Source organism: Streptomyces sp. NBC_01803 (assembly GCF_035917415.1).
GTDB lineage: Bacteria > Actinomycetota > Actinomycetes > Streptomycetales > Streptomycetaceae > Streptomyces.
The window spans coordinates 2,954,054-2,971,772 of record NZ_CP109073.1 but is presented as its reverse complement, the minus strand read 5'-3'; the positions used below and the strand labels follow the sequence as shown (position 1 = coordinate 2,971,772).

The 17,719-nt window shown below is 72.1% G+C and carries 16 protein-coding genes and 2 pseudogenes; 11 read left to right on the top strand and 7 right to left on the bottom strand.

What is annotated here, in order from left to right; genetic code table 11:
- Positions 1-68 precede the first annotated feature (68 nt).
- Positions 69-668, top strand: a complete 600-nt coding sequence (locus tag OIE51_RS13200) for a YbjN domain-containing protein (protein ID WP_326597846.1) — start codon at positions 69-71, stop codon at positions 666-668.
- Positions 665-952 (top strand): annotated as a pseudogene (locus OIE51_RS13195) (MTH1187 family thiamine-binding protein); the annotation flags it as partial. The gene OIE51_RS13200 and the pseudogene OIE51_RS13195, both read left to right, overlap by 4 nt.
- A 535-nt stretch (positions 953-1,487) precedes the next feature.
- Here the strand turns inward: OIE51_RS13195 and OIE51_RS13190 are convergent.
- The 5 genes from OIE51_RS13190 to OIE51_RS13170 all read right to left on the bottom strand — a co-directional run bounded on the left by OIE51_RS13190 (position 1,488) and on the right by OIE51_RS13170 (position 8,146).
- The gene (locus OIE51_RS13190; RefSeq protein ID WP_326597845.1) at positions 1,488-2,492 is read right to left on the bottom strand and encodes an ABC transporter ATP-binding protein; all 1,005 of its coding nucleotides are present in this window, start codon (positions 2,490-2,492) and stop codon (positions 1,488-1,490) included.
- Positions 2,489-3,682, bottom strand: a complete 1,194-nt coding sequence (locus OIE51_RS13185) for an ABC transporter ATP-binding protein (protein WP_442811913.1) — start codon at positions 3,680-3,682, stop codon at positions 2,489-2,491. The genes OIE51_RS13190 and OIE51_RS13185 overlap by 4 nt, the downstream gene beginning before the upstream one ends.
- Positions 3,682-4,692: an ABC transporter permease gene (locus tag OIE51_RS13180; protein WP_326597843.1), complete on the bottom strand. Its 1,011-nt coding sequence runs from the start codon at positions 4,690-4,692 to the stop codon at positions 3,682-3,684. Before OIE51_RS13180 ends, OIE51_RS13185 begins: the two co-directional genes overlap by 1 nt.
- Before the next feature lie 13 nt (positions 4,693-4,705).
- Positions 4,706-6,217: an ABC transporter permease gene (locus tag OIE51_RS13175; protein WP_326597842.1), complete on the bottom strand. Its 1,512-nt coding sequence runs from the start codon at positions 6,215-6,217 to the stop codon at positions 4,706-4,708.
- Between the two features lie 174 nt (positions 6,218-6,391).
- On the bottom strand, positions 6,392-8,146 hold the full coding sequence (locus OIE51_RS13170; RefSeq protein WP_326597841.1) for an ABC transporter family substrate-binding protein: 1,755 nt from the start codon (positions 8,144-8,146) through the stop codon (positions 6,392-6,394).
- 382 nt (positions 8,147-8,528) lie between these two features.
- Here OIE51_RS13170 and OIE51_RS13165 point away from each other — a divergent pair, with 382 nt between their 5' ends.
- From OIE51_RS13165 to OIE51_RS13130, 8 genes and pseudogenes are all read left to right on the top strand, one after another.
- Entirely contained in the window at positions 8,529-9,101 is a 573-nt protein-coding gene (locus OIE51_RS13165) for a DUF2617 family protein (RefSeq protein WP_326597840.1), read from the top strand.
- A pseudogene (locus tag OIE51_RS13160) lies at positions 9,098-9,916 on the top strand (spermidine synthase); the annotation flags it as partial. The gene OIE51_RS13165 and the pseudogene OIE51_RS13160, both read left to right, overlap by 4 nt.
- A 79-nt stretch (positions 9,917-9,995) precedes the next feature.
- Positions 9,996-10,844, top strand: a complete 849-nt coding sequence (locus tag OIE51_RS13155) for a carbon monoxide dehydrogenase subunit G (protein WP_326597839.1) — start codon at positions 9,996-9,998, stop codon at positions 10,842-10,844.
- Between the two features lie 80 nt (positions 10,845-10,924).
- On the top strand, positions 10,925-11,740 hold the full coding sequence (locus tag OIE51_RS13150; RefSeq protein ID WP_326597838.1) for an aldose epimerase family protein: 816 nt from the start codon (positions 10,925-10,927) through the stop codon (positions 11,738-11,740).
- Between the two features lie 11 nt (positions 11,741-11,751).
- Positions 11,752-12,282 carry an orotate phosphoribosyltransferase gene (pyrE, locus tag OIE51_RS13145; RefSeq protein WP_326597837.1) on the top strand — a complete coding sequence of 177 codons (531 nt, stop codon included), beginning with the start codon at positions 11,752-11,754 and terminating at the stop codon, positions 12,280-12,282.
- Positions 12,283-12,414: 132 nt separating this feature from the next.
- Positions 12,415-13,437 (top strand): class II fructose-bisphosphate aldolase, encoded by a 1,023-nt coding sequence (fbaA, locus tag OIE51_RS13140; RefSeq protein WP_326597836.1) that lies wholly within the window; start codon positions 12,415-12,417, stop codon positions 13,435-13,437.
- 58 nt (positions 13,438-13,495) lie between these two features.
- Entirely contained in the window at positions 13,496-13,909 is a 414-nt protein-coding gene (locus OIE51_RS13135; protein ID WP_326597835.1) for a DUF3151 domain-containing protein, read from the top strand.
- 273 nt (positions 13,910-14,182) lie between these two features.
- On the top strand, positions 14,183-14,353 hold the full coding sequence (locus tag OIE51_RS13130) for a hypothetical protein (RefSeq protein ID WP_326597834.1): 171 nt from the start codon (positions 14,183-14,185) through the stop codon (positions 14,351-14,353).
- Positions 14,354-14,420: 67 nt separating this feature from the next.
- Here the strand turns inward: OIE51_RS13130 and OIE51_RS13125 are convergent, their stop codons facing one another.
- Positions 14,421-15,929 (bottom strand): class F sortase, encoded by a 1,509-nt coding sequence (locus OIE51_RS13125; protein ID WP_326597833.1) that lies wholly within the window; start codon positions 15,927-15,929, stop codon positions 14,421-14,423.
- Between the two features lie 152 nt (positions 15,930-16,081).
- Positions 16,082-16,666, bottom strand: coding sequence for a hypothetical protein (locus OIE51_RS13120; protein ID WP_326597832.1), 585 nt, complete (start codon positions 16,664-16,666; stop codon positions 16,082-16,084).
- Between the two features lie 890 nt (positions 16,667-17,556).
- Between OIE51_RS13120 and OIE51_RS13115 the strand changes: the two genes are divergently transcribed.
- Positions 17,557-17,706 (top strand): hypothetical protein, encoded by a 150-nt coding sequence (locus OIE51_RS13115; protein ID WP_326597831.1) that lies wholly within the window; start codon positions 17,557-17,559, stop codon positions 17,704-17,706.
- Positions 17,707-17,719 lie beyond the last annotated feature (13 nt).

The following is a 17,719-nucleotide window of genomic DNA, read 5'->3' as shown; positions in this document are numbered from 1 at the left end:
ATGATGTGCCCGGAGCCGGTATGGGGGAGGATGGGGAAAGCCCGCAGTCGTAGGAAGGGACTCATCCCGTGTCTGTCGATCCGTCCGCGATCCCGAGCTTCGGAGGTCCGCCGGACAAGCAGAAGAGCGCGCCGCAGGCCAAGAAGCCCACCGGGCCCATCATGCCGAACCCGGACCTGATCAAGCAGCTCCTGGACCGGATGAAGGTGAAGTACGTCCTGGACAAGGAGGGCGACGTCGTCGCCCCCTGGAAGAACTTCCGGGTCTACTTCATGTTCCGCGGCGAGGAACGGCAGCGGATGCTGATCGTGCGGACGTTCTACAGCCACCCGCACAGCATCGACGACAAGCCGCGGCTGCTGGAGAGCGTCGACGAGTGGAACCACTCGTCCTTGTGGCCCAAGGTCTACACCCACACCCAGGACGACGGTGTCGTCCGGATGGTCGGGGACTTCCACTTGCTGCTCGGGGCCGGGGTCGCGTTCGACCACTTCGTGGCGAGCCTGGTGAGCTGGGTGCGCGCGGCCGGCGAGTTCGACAAGTGGATCGTGGAGCGCCTCGGCCTGGCCAAGGACGTCGAGGAGTCCGCGGACGCCGACGCGGACGGTGACAGCGGCGGGAGCGGGAACGCCGGGGCCCCGGGTGCCCCCGGGGAGGACGGCGCGTGATCATCGCGTTCTCCGTGACGCCCATCGGCACCGGCGAGGATGTGGGCGAGGAGGTCGCCGAGGCCGTGCGCGTGGTCCGCGCCAGCGGCCTGCCGCACCGCACCGACGCCATGTTCACCAGCCTTGAGGGCGAGTGGGACGAGGTCATGGACGTCGTCAAACGGGCGGTCGAGGCCGTGCGCGCCCGCTCCGGGCGGGTCAGCCTCGTCCTCAAGGCCGACCTGCGCGACGGTGTCACGGACGGCCTGACCGCCAAGGTCGAGCGGGTCGAGCGGCTGCTCGCAGCGTCTCCGGAAGCCGCCGCGCCGACCGGGCGAACCCACGAACCCGGTCCATCCGGTCCATCCGGTCCATCCGGTCCTTCCTGACCTTCTCCCCGCGTGGTCCTCTTGACCTCCTCCCAGCGCTCCTCCTGCCGGTCGGCCATCCGCCGCAGCATGTCCTCCCAGGGCGGCGTGCGGTTCCGTTGAGACAGCGGGAGACGGAGCCGGGGTCCCGATGCCGGCGGGCCGCGTAGCGGCGGACGCTGGCGCCCAGGCCCGTGACAGCTCGCGTAGGTTCGCGGCCAGGAGCCTTCTCGCCGGTGGCAGTGAGCTCTTCGGCGGAGCGAGAGGTCCCGGGATTCCCTCGTGAGCCGTGCCCTCCCCTTGGCGTCGGTGTGACGGAGCCGGGACCCATGAGTAGCACCGAAGGCCGGAGCGGGGGCGTGAAACGACCGATGCCGGGGAGACTGGCAACAAGGCAGTTGCCGTTGGCAGTTGCCGAGATGTCGCTCCGGGCCCCGCCCACCGTCGCGGGGCGGGCGGGACCCGGGGGGCGTCAGATGACGTCGGCCTCCTCCGCGAAGTGGCAGGCGACCGGGTGGTCCGAGCCACGGTTGATCAGGGCCGGCTCCTCGGTGGCGCAGATGTCCTGGGCCTTCCAGCAGCGGGTCCTGAAGCGGCAGCCGCTGGGCGGATCGAGGGGGCTGGGCACGTCGCCCGTGAGCACCGTCCGCCGCCGCCTGCGCTCCTTCCTCGGGTCGGCCAGCGGCGCCGCCGACAACAGCGCCTGGGTGTATGGGTGCTGCGGCCGTTCGTACACGTCCCGGCGGGTGCCGGTCTCCACCACCTTGCCGAGGTACATCACGGCGACCCGGTCGGAGATGTGCCGCACCACGGACAGATCGTGGGCGATGAACACGTAGGCGACGCCCAGCCGGTCCTGGAGGTCCTCCAGCAGGTTCACCACACCGGCCTGCACCGACACGTCGAGCGCGGAGACCGGCTCGTCCAGCACCAGCAGCTTGGGCTGGAGGGCCAGCGCACGGGCGATGCCGATGCGCTGGCGCTGGCCGCCGGAGAACTCGTGCGGGTAGCGGTTGCCGTGCTCCGGGCTCAGGCCGACCAGTTCGAGCAGCTCGGCCACCCGCGCCCTGCCGCCGTCACGCCAGACGCCCTGCACCTTCAGCGGCTCGGCGACGATGTCGTTCACCGGCAGCCGGGGGTTGAGCGAGGCGTACGGGTCCTGGAAGACCATGCCCGCCTTGCGCTGCACGGCCCGCAGCTGGGACGTGGACAGACCGGTGATCTCCTGGCTGTCGAAGGTGACCGAGCCCGAGGTGGGTGTGATGAGCTGGAGCACGGCCCGGCCGGTGGTGGACTTGCCGCAGCCCGACTCCCCGACCACGCCCAGCGTTTCGCCCTCGGCGACGGTGAACGAGACGCCGCTGACGGCCTGTACCTGGCCGACGACGCGCCGGATCAGGCCGCCGCCGCGCACGGGGAAGTTCACCACCAGATCGGTGACCCGCAGCAGCTCCTTCGACGTCGTCATGGTGGTCATCGGCCCTCCTCGGACTCGGTCGGCGCGGGTTCGGTCGGCGCGGGTTCGGCGGACGAGGACGCGCGGAAGAACGCGGTGGGGTCCTCGGCCGCCGCCAGCTCGTCGCTGTGGTGGCAGGCGGCCCGGTGACTCTCCGCCGCCTCGGTCAGCTCCGGCTCGGTCTCCCGGCACACACCGGTGGCCAGCGGGCAGCGCGGGGAGAACGGGCAGCCGGCCGGCAGGCTGATCAGCGACGGCGGGGTGCCGGCGATGGGCCGCAGGCGGGCGTCGCGCTCGCCCTCCAGGGACGGGATGGAGCCGAGCAGCCCGGCGGTGTACGGCATGCGCGGCTCGTAGAAGACCTGGTCGGTCTCGCCGATCTCCACCGGCTTGCCCGCGTACATCACGAGCGTGCGGTGGGCCATGCCCGCGATCACGCCGAGGTCGTGCGTGATCATCAGGATCGCCGCGTTGACCGCGTCCTTGACCTCCAGGAGCTTCTCCAGGATCTGCGCCTGAACGGTCACGTCCAGCGCGGTCGTCGGCTCGTCCGCGATGATCACGTCCGGGTCGTTGATGATGGCCATGGCGATCATCACGCGCTGCCGCATGCCGCCGGAGAATTCGTGCGGGTACGCCTTCAGCCGCCGGTCGGCCTGCGGGATGCCGACCAGGTCGAGCATCTCCCGGGCCCGCGCCAGCGCTTGCTTGCGCGGCACCAGATGGTGGGCGAGCACCGCCTCCGCCAGCTGGTCGCCGATCGTGCGCACCGGGTTCAGGGAGGTCATCGGGTCCTGGAAGATCATGGCGATCTTCCGGCCGCGCAGGTCGCGTTGCTCCTTGGGGCGCAGCGTCAGCAGGTCCTGGCCCCGGTAGCGGATGCTGCCCCGGATGCGGGCGTTCTTCGGCAGCAGGCCCATGACGGCCATGGAGGAGACCGACTTGCCGGAGCCCGACTCGCCGACGATGCCCAGCACTTCGCGGGCGTGGAGGGTGTAGTCGACGCCGCGCACGGCCTTGACGACGCCGTCGTCGGTGGGGAACTCGACGGTCAGATTCTCGACGGCGAGGATCTCCTCGTCCGACGGTGGCCGCGCGTCGGCCAGTGTCCTGGCCTCGTGGACCTCGTCGGCGGCCTCGGTCACCGCCGCCTCGACGGCCGGGACGGCGGGCGCGGTCGGGGGGTTCACAGGTGGGGTAAGGGAAGACATCAGTCACGCACCCGGGTCTGTCGGGGGTCGAAGGCGTCGCGCAGGCCGTCGCCGATGAAGTTCACCGAGAGGGCGATGACGATGATGAACGCGCCGGGCCAGTAGAACAGCCAGGGCCGGACGGTCAGCGCCGTGCGGTAGTCGGTGATGAGCCTGCCCAGCGAGGTGTCCGGCGGCTGCACCCCGAGGTTGAGGAAGGACAGTGAGGACTCCAGCAGCACCGCGCTGGCGATCATCAGCGTCGCGGAGACGATGATGATGCCCACGGTGTTGGGCAGGATGTGCTTGAAGATGATCCGGGCCGACGGGGTGCCGACCGAGCGGGCCGCCTCCACGAACTCCTTCTCCCGCAGCGCGAGCACCTCGCCGCGCACCAGCCGGGCGATCTGCGTCCACAGGCACAGGCCGAGGAAGAGGGCGAAGAGGAAGATGCCCTTGTCGGCGATGATCACGCCGATCAGCCCGGCCAGCAGCAGCGTCGGGACCGCGATCACCACGTCGGTGGTGCGCATCAGGACGGACTCGGTCCGGCCGCGGAAGTAGCCCGCGGTGGCGCCGATCACGGTGCCGACGAAGGTGGCGACCAGACCGACGATGATGGCGATCACCAGGGATATCTGGGTGCCGCGCATGGTGAGGGCGAAGTAGTCGCGGCCGATGTTGTCCTGGCCGAAGGGGTGTTCACCCAGGTGGACACCGCCGCCGCCGAGGAAGCCGGGCAGCACCGAGAGGGTGGGGTCGCCGCCGCCGGTGACGGCGCCGGTCGAGGTGGGGTCCTTGTCCCACCAGCCGGGGACCGGGCCGGCGCCGATGGAGCTGACCGCCAGCCCGACCACCAGGACGAGCAGGATCATGCCGGCCAGGGCGCCCCGGTGCCGGAAGAACCGGCGGCGGACGAGCTGTCCCTGGGAGCGGGCGACGATGGTGAGTCCCTGCGCGGCGTCGGATGTCGCGCCGGAGACGGCCGCCGGTGCCTTCCCGGCTCCGGCCGGTTGCGCGTTCTGCGTCATGGCCAAGTCTCCTTTACGACAGCCGGATGCGCGGGTCGAGGAAGGCGTAGGTGATGTCGGCGATCATGTTGAAGACGACGATCGCGCCGCCGGACACCAGGAAGAACGCCATGATCGGCATGGGGTCGCCCTGCTCGATGCCCGTGAACAGCAGGCGGCCCATGGCTGACCAGCCGAACACCTGCTCCGTCACCACGGCGCCGCCGACGATCGTGCCGATGTCGTAGGCCACCAGGGTCGTGATCGGGATCAGTCCGTTGCGCAGGACGTGCCGGGTGACGACCGCCCGTTCGCTGAGCCCTTTGGCCCGGCCGGTGCGCACGAAGTCCTGGTTCATCACTTCGAGCATGCTCGCGCGGGTGTAACGGGTGTAGGTGGCCAGGGAGATGAGCACCAGGGCCAGCGTCGGTAGCGCGAGGTGGCCGAACGAGTCCAGGCCGGTCTCCCAGAACGTCCCCTCGTAGTTGGGGGTCTTCGCGCCGATGGTGGAGACGGGTCGGCCGCCCACCGACTCGCTGTAGTCGTCGAAGGACTGGAGCATCCGGTCGGTGAAGATGACCGCGCCGCCGAACAGGCCGGTGAGGACGGCCGCCGGGATGGCGGAGCGGCGGTAGAGGTCACCGCCGAGATACCAGCCGAGCCCGAAGCAGATGGCGGCGGTCAGCGCCGCGAGTCCGAGCAGCGTGATCAGGTCGGGGTCGTCCAGCACCGGATCGAGGGCGAGCGAGGCGACGATGCCGAGCGCGGCGGCGATCAGCGCCGCCTGGAGCGGCGGTTTCCACGCCACGCCGCTGACCAGGGCGGTGAAGCCGACGGCGGCGGCGACGGCGGTGAGGCCGACGACGATCGGTCCGAGGCCCGGGTCGGCGAACCACTCGGTGGCCGACAGCGCGGCGAGCAGCACGGCCATGGCCGTGGCGGCGGAGGCGAACGCGGTGATCCGCGACCGCCGGTCGCCGACGACGAGCGAGCCGCAGAACAGACCGGCGAGCAGCGAGATCGCGCCGATGAACAGCGGGCTGATCTCGGGGTCGGTCAGCCAGTCGTTGAAGTCGATGGCGAGGAACTGCTTGAGCAGGGTGCCGACCCAGAACAGCGGCAGCGAGAAGCAGATGAAGGCGACGAAGGTGACGGTCTGGTCCAGCGCGGTGTACTGGCGCAGGGCCGATATCACTCCGATGGTGATGCCGACGACGACGGCGAGCACGGTGGCGCCGGTGATGAGCTGGATGGTGGCCGAGAAGGCGCTCTCCAGCATGGAGTTGACGTCCTGCCCCTGACGGTTGACGCCGAGGTCGCCCGAGAAGACGCCTCCGAGCCACCGGAAGTAGCGGACGATGAGCGGGTCGTCGAGGTGCATCCGCTCGGTGATGACGGCGATGGCGCTGTCGCGCGAGGTGTCGGGGAGCTGTCGCGCCTCGGCCAGGGGGTCTTTGACGTTCGTCGCCAGGAAGAAGACCACGACCGAGGAGGCGAGGAAGACCCAGACCGAGACGAAGAGCCGCCGCGCGATGAAGACGAGCATGCGCTGACTCCTGGAGTTCAGGGGATCGGGGGGCAGGGGCAGGGGCAGGGGCGGGGAACGGGGCGAGGTGGTGAGGGGCCGCGGCACATACGCGGCGGGGCCGGAGGGTCAGACCCCCCGGCCCCTTGAGATGTGGAGCGGTGGCGCGAGCCGGTCAGGGACCGGGCTGTCGCGTCAGCTCTTGCTCCACATGTCCGCGTTCCACACGATGCCGTTCTGCGAGGGGTTGGGGACGACGTTCTCCACCGTCTGACCCCAGGCGGTGATGCCCGGGTGCTGGTAGAGCGGGATCGTCACCATGTCCTCCCAGAGCAGCGCCTCGATCTGCGCGGTCAGCTCGACGGCCTCCGCCTGGTCCGAGGTGCGCAGGACCTGGTCGAGCAGATCGTCCATCTCCGGGTTGGAGTAGCAGCCGTTGTTGTTGCCCTTGCCCTCGGGGGTGCAGTCGGTCACGGTGCGGTAGGTGGAGTTCCAGCCGGACCGGTCCGGGGAGCCGGACCACGCGAACATGGCCACGTCGAAACGGTTCTGGGCGAGGGCGCCGTTGGTGTCGAAGAAGTCCATGGCGGGCTCGAACTCGACATCGAACCCGGCCTCTTCGCAGTTCGCCTCGATCAGCGCGCCGGCGTCCAGACGGCGTTGGTTCTCCAGCGTGCCGATGTGGATCGTGGTGCCGACCGCGTCCTCCTCCTCCAGGATCTCGCGGGCGCGGTCGATGTCCTGGACGCCGTACTCGGCGACGGTGTCGGCCGAGGCGTCCACGGCTTCCTGGAAGCCAGGGTCCCACGGGGCGACGTTGCGGACTTCCTTGACCGTCGCGTCCGGTACGACCGGCTGGATCAGGTTCTCCACGAGCTGCTCGCGCGGCACGCAGAGGGAGAACGCCTGCCGCAGCGCGAGCGAGTCGGCGAACGGACCGTCGTTGAAGTTGAAGTCGAGGTGCTCGTAGGTGTATTCCTCGCCCACCTCGGACTGGATGCCGGACGCCGAGGTGATCTGGTTGGCGAGGTCCACCGTGGGCTGCGGCTCGATGATGTCGACTTCGCCGTTCTGGAGGGCCTGGACCTGCTCCTCCTCCGCGACGGTGCGGATGACGAGGGTCTCGGCCGCCGGCGGTTCGCCCCACCACTTGTCGTTGTAGGACAGGGTGACGGACTGCTCCGGCTCGTAGCCGGTGATGACGTACGGGCCCGAGGACGGGATCAGCGACGGGTCGGGCAGCGATCCGGTGATCAGCCAGCCCTCGTTGTAGAAGGTCGCGGCCTCCTCCAGCGGCGCCGCGTCGTCGCCCTGGAGCGCGGTGAGGAACTCCTCGGGCGTCGCGAAGCCGCCCTGCTCGGCGACGACGTGCGCGGGGAGCATGGCGTTGTTGCCGTGGCCGGGGCCGGCCGTCACCCAGTCCGCGAAGGGCTTGTCGTAGACCAGGGTGAACGACTTGTCGCCGGGGGCGCACTCCGGCATGGCGGTGTCCTCGACGCCCTGCGTGCCGACGGCGGAGAAGATGCCGTCGAACGCGCCGCTCTGCACCGTCCACCAGAGCAGGACGTCGTCGCAGTCGATGGCGGTGCCGTCGGACCACACGGCCGCGTCGTCGATGGTGTACTCGACGGTCAGCGGGTCTTCGGACGTCTGCTCGAAGGTGCCGAAGTCCTCATTCGGTATGGGCTGCCCGTCCGAGTCGCCGAAGCTCCAGAAGCCGGAGATCACCTGCTCCATGACCTGCCCGTTCGCCACGGAGTTGGCGCCCGCCGTGGCGTTGTTGTAGCTCTGGAACGGCTGGGCCATGGCGTAGGTCACGGTGCCGGTGGGGCCGCCGCCGCCCTCGTTCGTCTCCTCGTCGCCGTCGTCGTCGCTGCTGCATGCCGAGAGCACGAGGGCTCCTCCCAGCACGACCGCGACGAGTTTCGACGTTCTGCCGAATCGGGTCATCAATGGGCCTTCCGCGGTTGGTGACTTGAGGTGTGAAGTTGCGGAGAGCTTCCTCACCATCACGCTCGCTAACAAGTGCGCAAGAGTGGCCGTTGTGCAGTCGAGATGTGAAGAACGCTGAGTCGTTATCGGGAGTTGGGTGGTTTTCAGGACCAATCGGGGTGAATTGAAAGGGTCTTCGCGCGTTGAACGGGCATAAGTGTTCGTAATGCGGTCGAGCGATTGGTGAACAAGTGACCCACACTGTCCCCGATGGGATGGATATCCGGCGAAGATAGGTAAAACCGCTGTGGGGGAGGCGTGTTACATGGTTCGGTATTCCCGTTGTCTCCGGAGGGGCGGTCCGCGCCACCCTCAACTGCGCGCACGCGGGAGCCGACCCATGCTCACCACTATCCACACCGCCTACACCGACACCCGGGCGAACGACCTCGCCTGGGCCCTGGGCCGGGAGCCGATGCCTTCGCTGGCCACCCTCGATCTCGAACTGGCGGATGCCCGTGTGCAGTTGCGGGTGCTGGGGGCTTCGCACCAGGTGTTGCTCGACTCCCGGGAGGGCAGCTGCTCCGAGACGGTCGCCTGCATGGCCGGCGGCAACACCCCGCTGCCGCTGGGGGTGTCGAAGCGGCTGGGGAACTTCGAGTACGAATTCGCCGCCCGGGTCGAGAGTCTGAGTGCCGGATCCTTCGCCGGCCGCGCGCAGGAGCTGCTCGCGCTGGTCGCCGACCATCCGCACGGCCTGGCCGGCCTCTTCCCGGGCGACCCCAACGCGTTCACCGCGCTGCTCGCCCAGCGCCGGGGCGGCCAGGTCCACTGGCGCACCTGGCACGCCTATCCGCGGGAACGGCGCCTCGTCGCGACGCGCACCAGGGTCAGCGGCACGCGGGAGCCCGAGAAGTCCACTCCTGTGGGTGACAGGGCGAACGCGAAGTGTGACGTAACGTTCGGTTCATGATCGAGACGCCGGAAGCCGAGCGCTCAGCGGTCGCGCACTCACCGGTCGTCGCGCTGCCCGTATCGGCCGGGATCGGCCGGTTCCTCGTGCTGGTCGCGGTCTTCGTCTGCGCCGCCTGCGGTCTGGTGTATGAGCTGGAGCTGATCGCCCTCGCCGACTATCTCGTCGGCGACACCGTCACGCACACCTCGATCGTGCTGTCCACGATGGTCTTCGCCATGGGCATCGGCTCGCTGGGCGCCAAGCGGCTGCGCCGCCGCGCCTCGGTCAACTTCGGGTTGCTGGAGGCCCTGCTGGCACTGATCGGCGGCTGCTCCGCGACCGTTCTCCACCTCAGCCTGCTGTGGTTCGGCGAGGCCCGGCCGATGCTGGTCGCCTTCTCGCTCGCCATGGGGGTGCTCATCGGCGCCGAGATGCCGCTGCTGATGACGCTCATCCAGCGCATCCGCGAGCAGGACGCGGGTCGGGCCGTGGCCGACCTCTCCGCGGCGGACTATGTGGGCGCCCTGCTCGGCGGGCTCGCCTTCCCCTTCCTCCTGCTGCCATTGCTCGGCCGGCTCAACGCGGCCCTGTGCACCGGCGTGGTCAACGCGCTGGCGGGCGCGGTGGTGGTGCTGTGGCTCTTCCGGGGGGACCTGTCCCCGCGCGCCAGGCGGCGCATCCTCCTGCTGAACGTGTGCGTGACCGCCGTGCTTCTGGCCTGCGTTCCCGCGGTGGGCCCGCTGGAGCGGGCCGCCGAGCGGGCCCTGATCCGGCCGGCGCCCGCCGAGGCGGTCGCCGCGGTGGCCGGGGGCGCGGGGACCGGCGGCGCGCCGGACAGGGGGGTGGCGCCGCGATTGGCGTTGACGGTCACACCAGTGCTATATGCGTCGCCGAGTGGGTAGGCTCCGCGCCATGGAGCACGAGGTCTTCCTGCCGTACGCCGTCACCACCGTGCGGAGCGCGCTCGCCGAGCCGGGGCTGGTGACTCGCTGCGTGCCCGGATTCCTGCCCGGCCCCGACGCCGACCCGGCCCGGCCGGAGGGCCGGCTGCGGGTGCGTATCGGCTCCTCCACCATCACGTACCGCGGCACGCTGACCCTCAGCGGGCGCGGCGAGGGCGTCACGGCGGAGGCCGAGGGCACCGAGGCGAGGGGCTCCGGCATGGTGAGCCTCATCCTCACCGCCGTGCCGCGCGCGGTCGAGGACGGCTCGGGCACCACGGTCGCGTTCAGCGCGGTGGTCGAGGGCAAGGGCCGCATCGGTGACTTCACGGCGGCGCAGCGGGAGGCGGCGGGCCGGCGTCTGCTGGACCGATTCGCCGAGGCGCTGGCCGAGGAGCTGACAAGCGCGCAGGCACCGCCCGCCGCCGTCGGCGGCATCGGCGAGCCCGACGACAACGAGCGGGTCATTCCCGGCATCCCCGCCGCGCCCGAGCCGGAGCCCGAGCCGGAGGCCGGCTTCCGCACCGCGCTGCCGGACATCGACATCCCGCCGCCCGCGCTCGACCCCGAGGAGGACGAGGAGCCGGCCGTGGCCGCCGCCGCGGGGCCCGAGCCGGAGGCGGACTTCGCGCGGCGCACGATGATCGGGCGCAGCGCGGAAGAGGTGGACCACGCGCCGCCGCGCGGCCGGTATGCCCCCGAGCCCGCCCCGGGCAGTGCCCCGGGTACGGCGGTCAGGCTCCGCTGGGCCGCGCCCGCCGCGGCCGTCGCCCTGGCCTCGGCCGTGCTGGCCGGCCGGGCCCTGCGCCGTCGCCGCTAGCGCGCACGTCCTGGGCTTTTCCGTTCATCCGCCTTTCCTCTCATTGGGCTTCCCGCTGATCGGATCGTTATCGTCGTGGGGTGACCACCCATGACACCGAGCGCGGCATCCGCCTGAGCGCGGCCGACACCGAGCTGGTCCTGCTTCCCGATCAGGGCGGCCGGATCGCGTCCCTGCGCGTCGCCGGCACCGAGCTGCTGCGCCAGGGCGAGGGGTTCGGCTCCTTCGTGATGGCTCCCTGGTGCGGGCGCACCGCGGCCGGCCGGTTCCGCAACGGCGGCATCTCCCACCAGCTCCCCGTCGACGCCGCCCCGCACGCCATCCACGGCACGGTGCGCCACCGGCGGTGGCGCACCGCGCGCGCCGACGCCCGCTCCGCCGCCCTGGTCTGCGACCTCACCGACCCCTGGCCCTACCCCGGCCGCGTCACCCAGACAGTGGAGCTGGCCGAGGACGGCACCGGCCTCACCCTCACGCTCGGCGTGGAGACCCACAGCTCCTCATTCCCCGCGCAGGCCGGCTGGCACCCCTGGTTCCGGCGCACCCTGAGTCCCGGCGGCCGGGGCGCCGCGCTCGCCTTCACCGCCGACTGGCAGGAGGAGCGGGGCGAGGACCACCTGCCCACCGGCCGCCGGATCACGCCCGTGCCGGGGCCCTGGGACGACTGCTTCGGCATGTCCGACGGCGTCGCCGTCACGCTCACCTGGCCGGACGAGCTGGAGGTGACGGTCAACAGCCGCAGTCCCTGGGTGGTGATCTACGACGAGATGGCCGAAGCCGTGTGTGTCGAGCCCCAGTCCGGCCCCCCCAACGGCCTCAACACCCATCCCCGCATGGTCACCCCGCTGGAGCCGCTGGAGATATCCACCACCTGGACCTGGCGCGGGCTGTCATAGGGTCGTGAGCCATGAGCGTGCGTGACGAACTGCTCCGGCAGATCAAGGACAAGGCCGTCGTCCACGGCAAGGTGACCCTCTCCTCCGGGCGCGAGGCCGACCGGTATGTGGACCTGCGCCGCATCACCCTCGACGGCGGCGCGGCGCCGCTGGTCGGCCAGGTGATGCTGGACCTGACGGCGGACCTCGACTACGAGGCCGTCGGCGGTCTCACTTTGGGGGCCGACCCGGTCGCCACCGCCATGCTGCACGCCGCCGCGGCGCGCGGCCGGACCCTCGACGCCTTCGTGGTGCGGAAGGCCGGCAAGGCCCACGGCCTTCAGCGGCGGATCGAGGGCCCGGATGTCGCCGGCCGCCGCGTCCTGGCGCTGGAGGACACCTCCACCACCGGCGGCTCGGTGCTGACGGCCGTCGAGGCGCTGCGCGAGGCGGGCGCCGAGGTGGTCGCCGTCGCCGTCATCGTGGAACGCGGCGCCGCCCCCGCCATCGAGAAGGCCGGACTGCCGTACTACCAGGCGTACACCCTGGACGACCTGACCTGACCGGCCGAGCTGCGCCCATCACGGTGGGTAGTTGTTTCACGTGAAACTGTCGCGCGCTGTCCCGGCCGTGACGGCCGTCTGGGAGGATATTCGAGCAGTCGAACGCAGTCCTCACCCCGAAGGAGCGGACAGATGCCCATCGCGACCCCCGAGGTCTACACCGAGATGCTCGACCGGGCCAAGGCAGGCAAGTTCGCCTACCCGGCCATCAACGTCACCTCGACGCAGACCCTGCACGCCGCACTGCGCGGCTTCGCCGAGGCGGAGAGCGACGGTATCGTGCAGATTTCCACCGGCGGCGCCGAGTTCCTCGGCGGCCAGTACAGCAAGGACATGGTCTCCGGCGCGACGGCGCTGGCCGAGTTCGCCCATGTGGTGGCCCAGAAGTACCCGGTCAACATCGCGCTGCACACCGACCACTGTCCCAAGGACAAGCTGGACGGCTATGTCCGCCCGCTGATCGCCCTCTCCCAGGAGCGCGTCGCCCGGGGTGAGAACCCGCTCTTCCAGTCGCACATGTGGGACGGCTCCGCCGAGACGCTGAAGCACAACCTGGAGATCGCGGAGGAGCTGCTCGCCCAGGCCGCCGCCGCCAAGATCATCCTGGAGGTCGAGATCACCCCGACCGGCGGCGAGGAGGACGGCGTCAGCCACGAGATCAACGACGAGCTGTACACCACCGTCGACGACGCCCTGCGCACCGCCGAGGCGCTGGGTCTGGGCGAGAAGGGCCGGTACCTGCTGGCCGCCTCCTTCGGCAACGTGCATGGCGTCTACAAGCCGGGCAACGTCGTCCTCCGCCCCGAGCTGCTGAAGGACCTGCAGGAGGGCGTCGCCGCCAAGTACGGCCGGTCGGCCCCGTTCGACTTCGTTTTCCACGGCGGCTCCGGCTCCAGCCGGGAGGAGATCGCCACCGCGCTCGGCAACGGCGTGGTGAAGATGAACCTGGACACCGACACCCAGTACGCCTTCACCCGGCCCATCGCGGACCACATGTTCCGCAACTACGACGGCGTGCTGAAGGTGGACGGCGAGGTCGGCAGCAAGAAGACCTACGACCCCCGGAGCTGGGGCAAGCTCGCCGAGACCGGCATGGCGGAGCGCGTCACCAGGGCGTGCGCCGACCTGCGCTCCACCGGCACCAAGCTGAAGTAACCCACCCGCCCGGGAGGACCGGGCCGCAGCGCGGGGGAGAGACGGCAGACTGGACACCATGGCCATTCACGAGAACCTCCTCGGGGGTCCGCCCCCGACCCACCTGCCCGACGACCCGGAGCCCCGCGAGCTGCTCGCGGCCGGCACCGCCCCCGGCGAGGTCGCGGCGAAGTACCCGGGGTCAAGCCTGGCCTGGGCGCAGCTCGCGGACGACGCCTTCGCGGAGGGCCGGACCGTCGAGTCCTACGCCTTCGCCCGCACGGGCTACCACCGCGGTCTGGACGCGCTGCGCCGCAGCGGCTGGCGCGGGCAGGGCCCGATCCCGTTCGAGCACGAGCCCAACCGCGGCTTCCTGCGCGCCCTGCACGCCCTGGCCCGGGCCGCTCAGGCCATCGGCGAGCAGGCGGAGTACGAGCGCTGCGCCCAGTTCCTGCGCGACAGCTCGCCCACCGCCGCCGACACGCTGTCCTAGAGCCGAGCCGCCGGACCACCGGACGACGGAAGGCGCCCCGCCGGTGCGGGGCGCCTTTCGCGTGCCCGGCCCTCCCCTGACGGGCGGAGCCGATCCGGGAGGAGACGACGATGGCACGACCGGTGCACGAGCCGCGCGACCGGGCCGGGGCGCTGGACGCCGCGGACGCGCCCGCCTCCTCGCTCGCGGCCTGGTCGTCGACTCCCGCCCCCGCCCCGCAGCCGCTCGGCGTCCTCCGGGGGGAAGAGCGCGTTGTCGTAGGGGGCGTCTCCGGTGCCCTCGTCCGCCGTCAGCCCGCCGGGCGGGACCGGCCCGAGCCCCGGCTCGGCCGCGGACCTGCCGCGCTTTCGGCTTCACGCGCTCCACACGTCGTTCGCCGACGCCGAGCGCGCCGCACGGGAGCTGGACGGCGCGCTCGCGGTCGACGAGCCGGGCGGGCGATGACGACGGCGTCCCGCCCGGGGCCGGGCGGGACGCCGTGGAGAGGGTCGGCCGTGACGCGGGCCGGACGCTACGGGCCGATCATCCCGGCCTCGGTGCCCTGCGACTGGCCGCTGGTGGAGGAGGTGAGCCGGGCGTAGGCGACGATGTTGGAGTCATAGCCGCCGTCCTGCGTCCACCGGCCGCCGCAGGTGATCAGCCGCAGTTGCGGGGTGTCCACCGAGCCGTAGACCCGCTCGTCGGGGAAGGCGGTCTTCGGGTACTGCTCCACCGAGTCGACGGTGAAGACGGCGGTCGAGCCGTCCGCCCGGTCGATCTCGATGTTCTCGCCGGGGCGCAGCGAGCCGAGGCCCGCGAAGGCGGCCGGTCCGTCGTAGGTGTCCAGGTGGCCGACGAGGATGGCGGCGCCGCGTTCGCCGGGGGCCACGCCGCCGGCGTACCAGGCGGCGCGTAGCGCGTCCTCCACGGAGGGCGAGGGCGGGCCGCCGTCGGGGGAGAGGTCGGCGCCGAAGACCTCGACATCGGTGGCCAGTTGCGGGATGCGGACCCGGGTCGGGGCGGACCTCGGCAGCGGTGCGGCCACCACGGAGGAAGGCTCGCCGGTCAGCGACTGGTCCAGGTCGGCCGTGGATCCCGCGTCGGGCGCGGACCCGGGCGCGTCAACCGCGCCGGGCCGGGAGACGCCTTCCGCGATGCTGCTGGACGCCTGGGCCTCGCTGACGCCGTCGGCGGGGTCCGGCCCGAAGATCCCGGCGAGCAGTCCCACGGTGACGGCGCTGGTCGCGGCCAGTGTCTCCAGCCGTCGGCAGCGGACCGACAGGCGCTGCTGCCGGGTCTGCGCGGCCGGGCGCACGACGGGCCGGGGCGGCCTGGCGGGCTTGGGACGGCGGCGCCGGACGAGTCGGTCGAGTCCGGCACGCCTGAGGAGCCGTGCCACGAGCAGGCCGACCTTGCCGACCTTGCCGACCTTGCCGACCTTGCCGGGCTTGCCGGGCCGGGTGGCCCGGTCCGGTGCGGCGGGATCACCGGGCTCGGCTGTCGCGGTCGTGGTCGCGGTGGCCGCCTCGGCGGTGGCGGTGCCCGTCGCCGGGCCCCGCGACGGGCCGAGCCGCACGGCGGCGCGGAGCGCGGCGACGACCCGCGCGCCGCGGGCCCGGCCCCTGGCCGCCAGCCGGGGCGCGGTACGCCGGTACCACTCGCCGAGGCGGTGCAGGGGCTGGACCAGGACCCGCAGGCGCTTGGCCTGCCCCCGCAGAAACGGTTTCAGCCGGGCGCGTCGCTTGACCGGCTTGGGCTGGCGCAGCCGCTCCTGCCGCCCGGACCGCCGCGGCCACTTCCGCCGCCCGGCCCGTTCCGGCTGCTTGACCCGCTCGGCACGCCTGGATCCCTTCGGCAGCCCGAGCCGGCCGGCGCCCGGAATCCGCCCGGCGCGGCCGAGCGGCCCGGACCGTTCGCCCGCCCCGGACTTCGGCGTCGGCGTCCGGTCGGCCGTCCGGCCCGGCCTGAGCGGCGCGGACCGCTTGCGCGGCCCCGGCCGCTCAGGCCGCAGGGGCCCCTTGGCCCGGGGCACCTTGGGCATCTTCGGCGTCTTGGGCGCCTTCGGAGCCCTCGGCGTCTTCGGTGCTTTCGGTGCTTTCGGTGCCTTGGGCGTCTTGGACCGCGCCGGCCGGTCGGCCCCCTTGGACCGCTTCAGCCGCCGGAGCCACGGGATCTTGGGCACGCCCGCCTCTCTCAGTAGTGGCCGCCGACGCGGCGGCGCCGGCTGAGGAAGGCGTAGCCGACCGTTCCGGCGATCGCGAGCCCGCCGCCGACGGCCAGCACCGTCGCCGCCGTGCTCCCGCCGCCCGCCCCGCCGACCGCGCCGCCGAAGCCGGCCGAGGCGCCACCGGTGGGTGTCGCGGTGTAGGTGAACGACGTGCTCAGCGTCACGCCGTCGGTGCACCGGACGGTGACCGTGTAGGTCCGGCCGACCGTGAGGCCGCTGGACCTGATCCGCCCGGTGCCGACCCACTGGTTGCCGCTCTGCTGGAGGGTGATGCTCTGTTGGAACGCGTCCGAGGTCGCCGGCCCGCTCGGTGAGCAGCTGGATCTGACGGTGACCGAGGTGTTGGCGCCGCCCGAGGTGGGCGAGATGGTCAGCGGGGCGGTGGCGGTCGGGGTGGAGGTGGCGGTGCTCTGGGCGGGATTGGCGCCGTCGTCGGCGAGAGTGACGCCGTCGCCGAGGCCGACGGCCACGGGGGCGCCGATGCCAAGGGCGAGCACGGCGGTGGCAGCGGCTGCGGTCAGCCGGCTGGCGCGGGGGTGCAAGGACTTCATGGACGGGTGACCTCCGGTCGTTCGCCGCACGCGAGGTGGCGTGACGGGTTGTCACCTATGCGAACAGTGGGTCATGGGAACCGCATCCGGAGTGCGTCCCAGCGGGTGGCTCGCTGCTCCATCGGGGCAGCGGAACGGCTCGGCCGCCCGCGGAAAGGCGGGCGGCCGGGCCGCTGCCCGCGCGCGGCTCGGCTCGGCGCGTGGCCTCCAGGTCGCGGCGCCGGAAGCCTGCCAGGCCGAGCCCCGATCGGCGCGGCGGCCGGCGCGGTCAGCACCAGCAGCGGCGTCCACTCCGGATCGGCGGCGGGCACCTGCGGCACATGGCCGATGAGGGAGACGCCACTGAGCGCCTCCGGCATGTCGGTCAGCTCGCCCAGGGAGACCACGACGAACGAGTACGCCGGAACGCCCCGGGCCGCCGCCGCGCGCGGGAACCAGCCGGAGATCGCCGCCCGCGACCCCGGCCGTGACCCACAGCGCGGGCGCGTGGGCGAGCGAGGCGCCGGCCGGCTTCGACACCGGGGCGCCGTCGTCGGCGGAGGCGGCGCCGGTAAGCCCGAAGCCGTGTCCGGCGGCCAGCATGATGAGCGTGCCGCCGGTCAGCGCGATCACCGGATGGCGCCGAGCCACCGGACGCGGGAGAGCTCCGGTGGCGAGCGGCGGCTCGGCCCGCGCGGCCGGCTGGCGGATGGCGGAGACCGAGGAGTTCACGCTGTCTCCGCTGACCGAGCTCCAGGGTGTCCTGGAGCGCTGGCGCGCTCACCGCGCCGTCGTCGGCGGAGGCGGCGCCGGTAAGCCCGAAGCGGAGTCCGGCGGCCAGCATGATGAGCGTGCCGCCGGTCAGCGCGATTACCGGATGGCGCTGAGCCACCGGACGCGGGAGAGCTCCGGTGGCGAGCGGCGGCTCGGCCCGCGCGGCCGGCTGGCGGATGGCGGAGACCGAGGAGTTCACGCTGTCTCCGCTGACCGAGCTCCAGGGCGTCCTGGAGCGCTGGCGCGCTCACCGCGCCGTCGTCGGCGGAGGCCCCACCGCGACCTGACGGCCGAGGACCG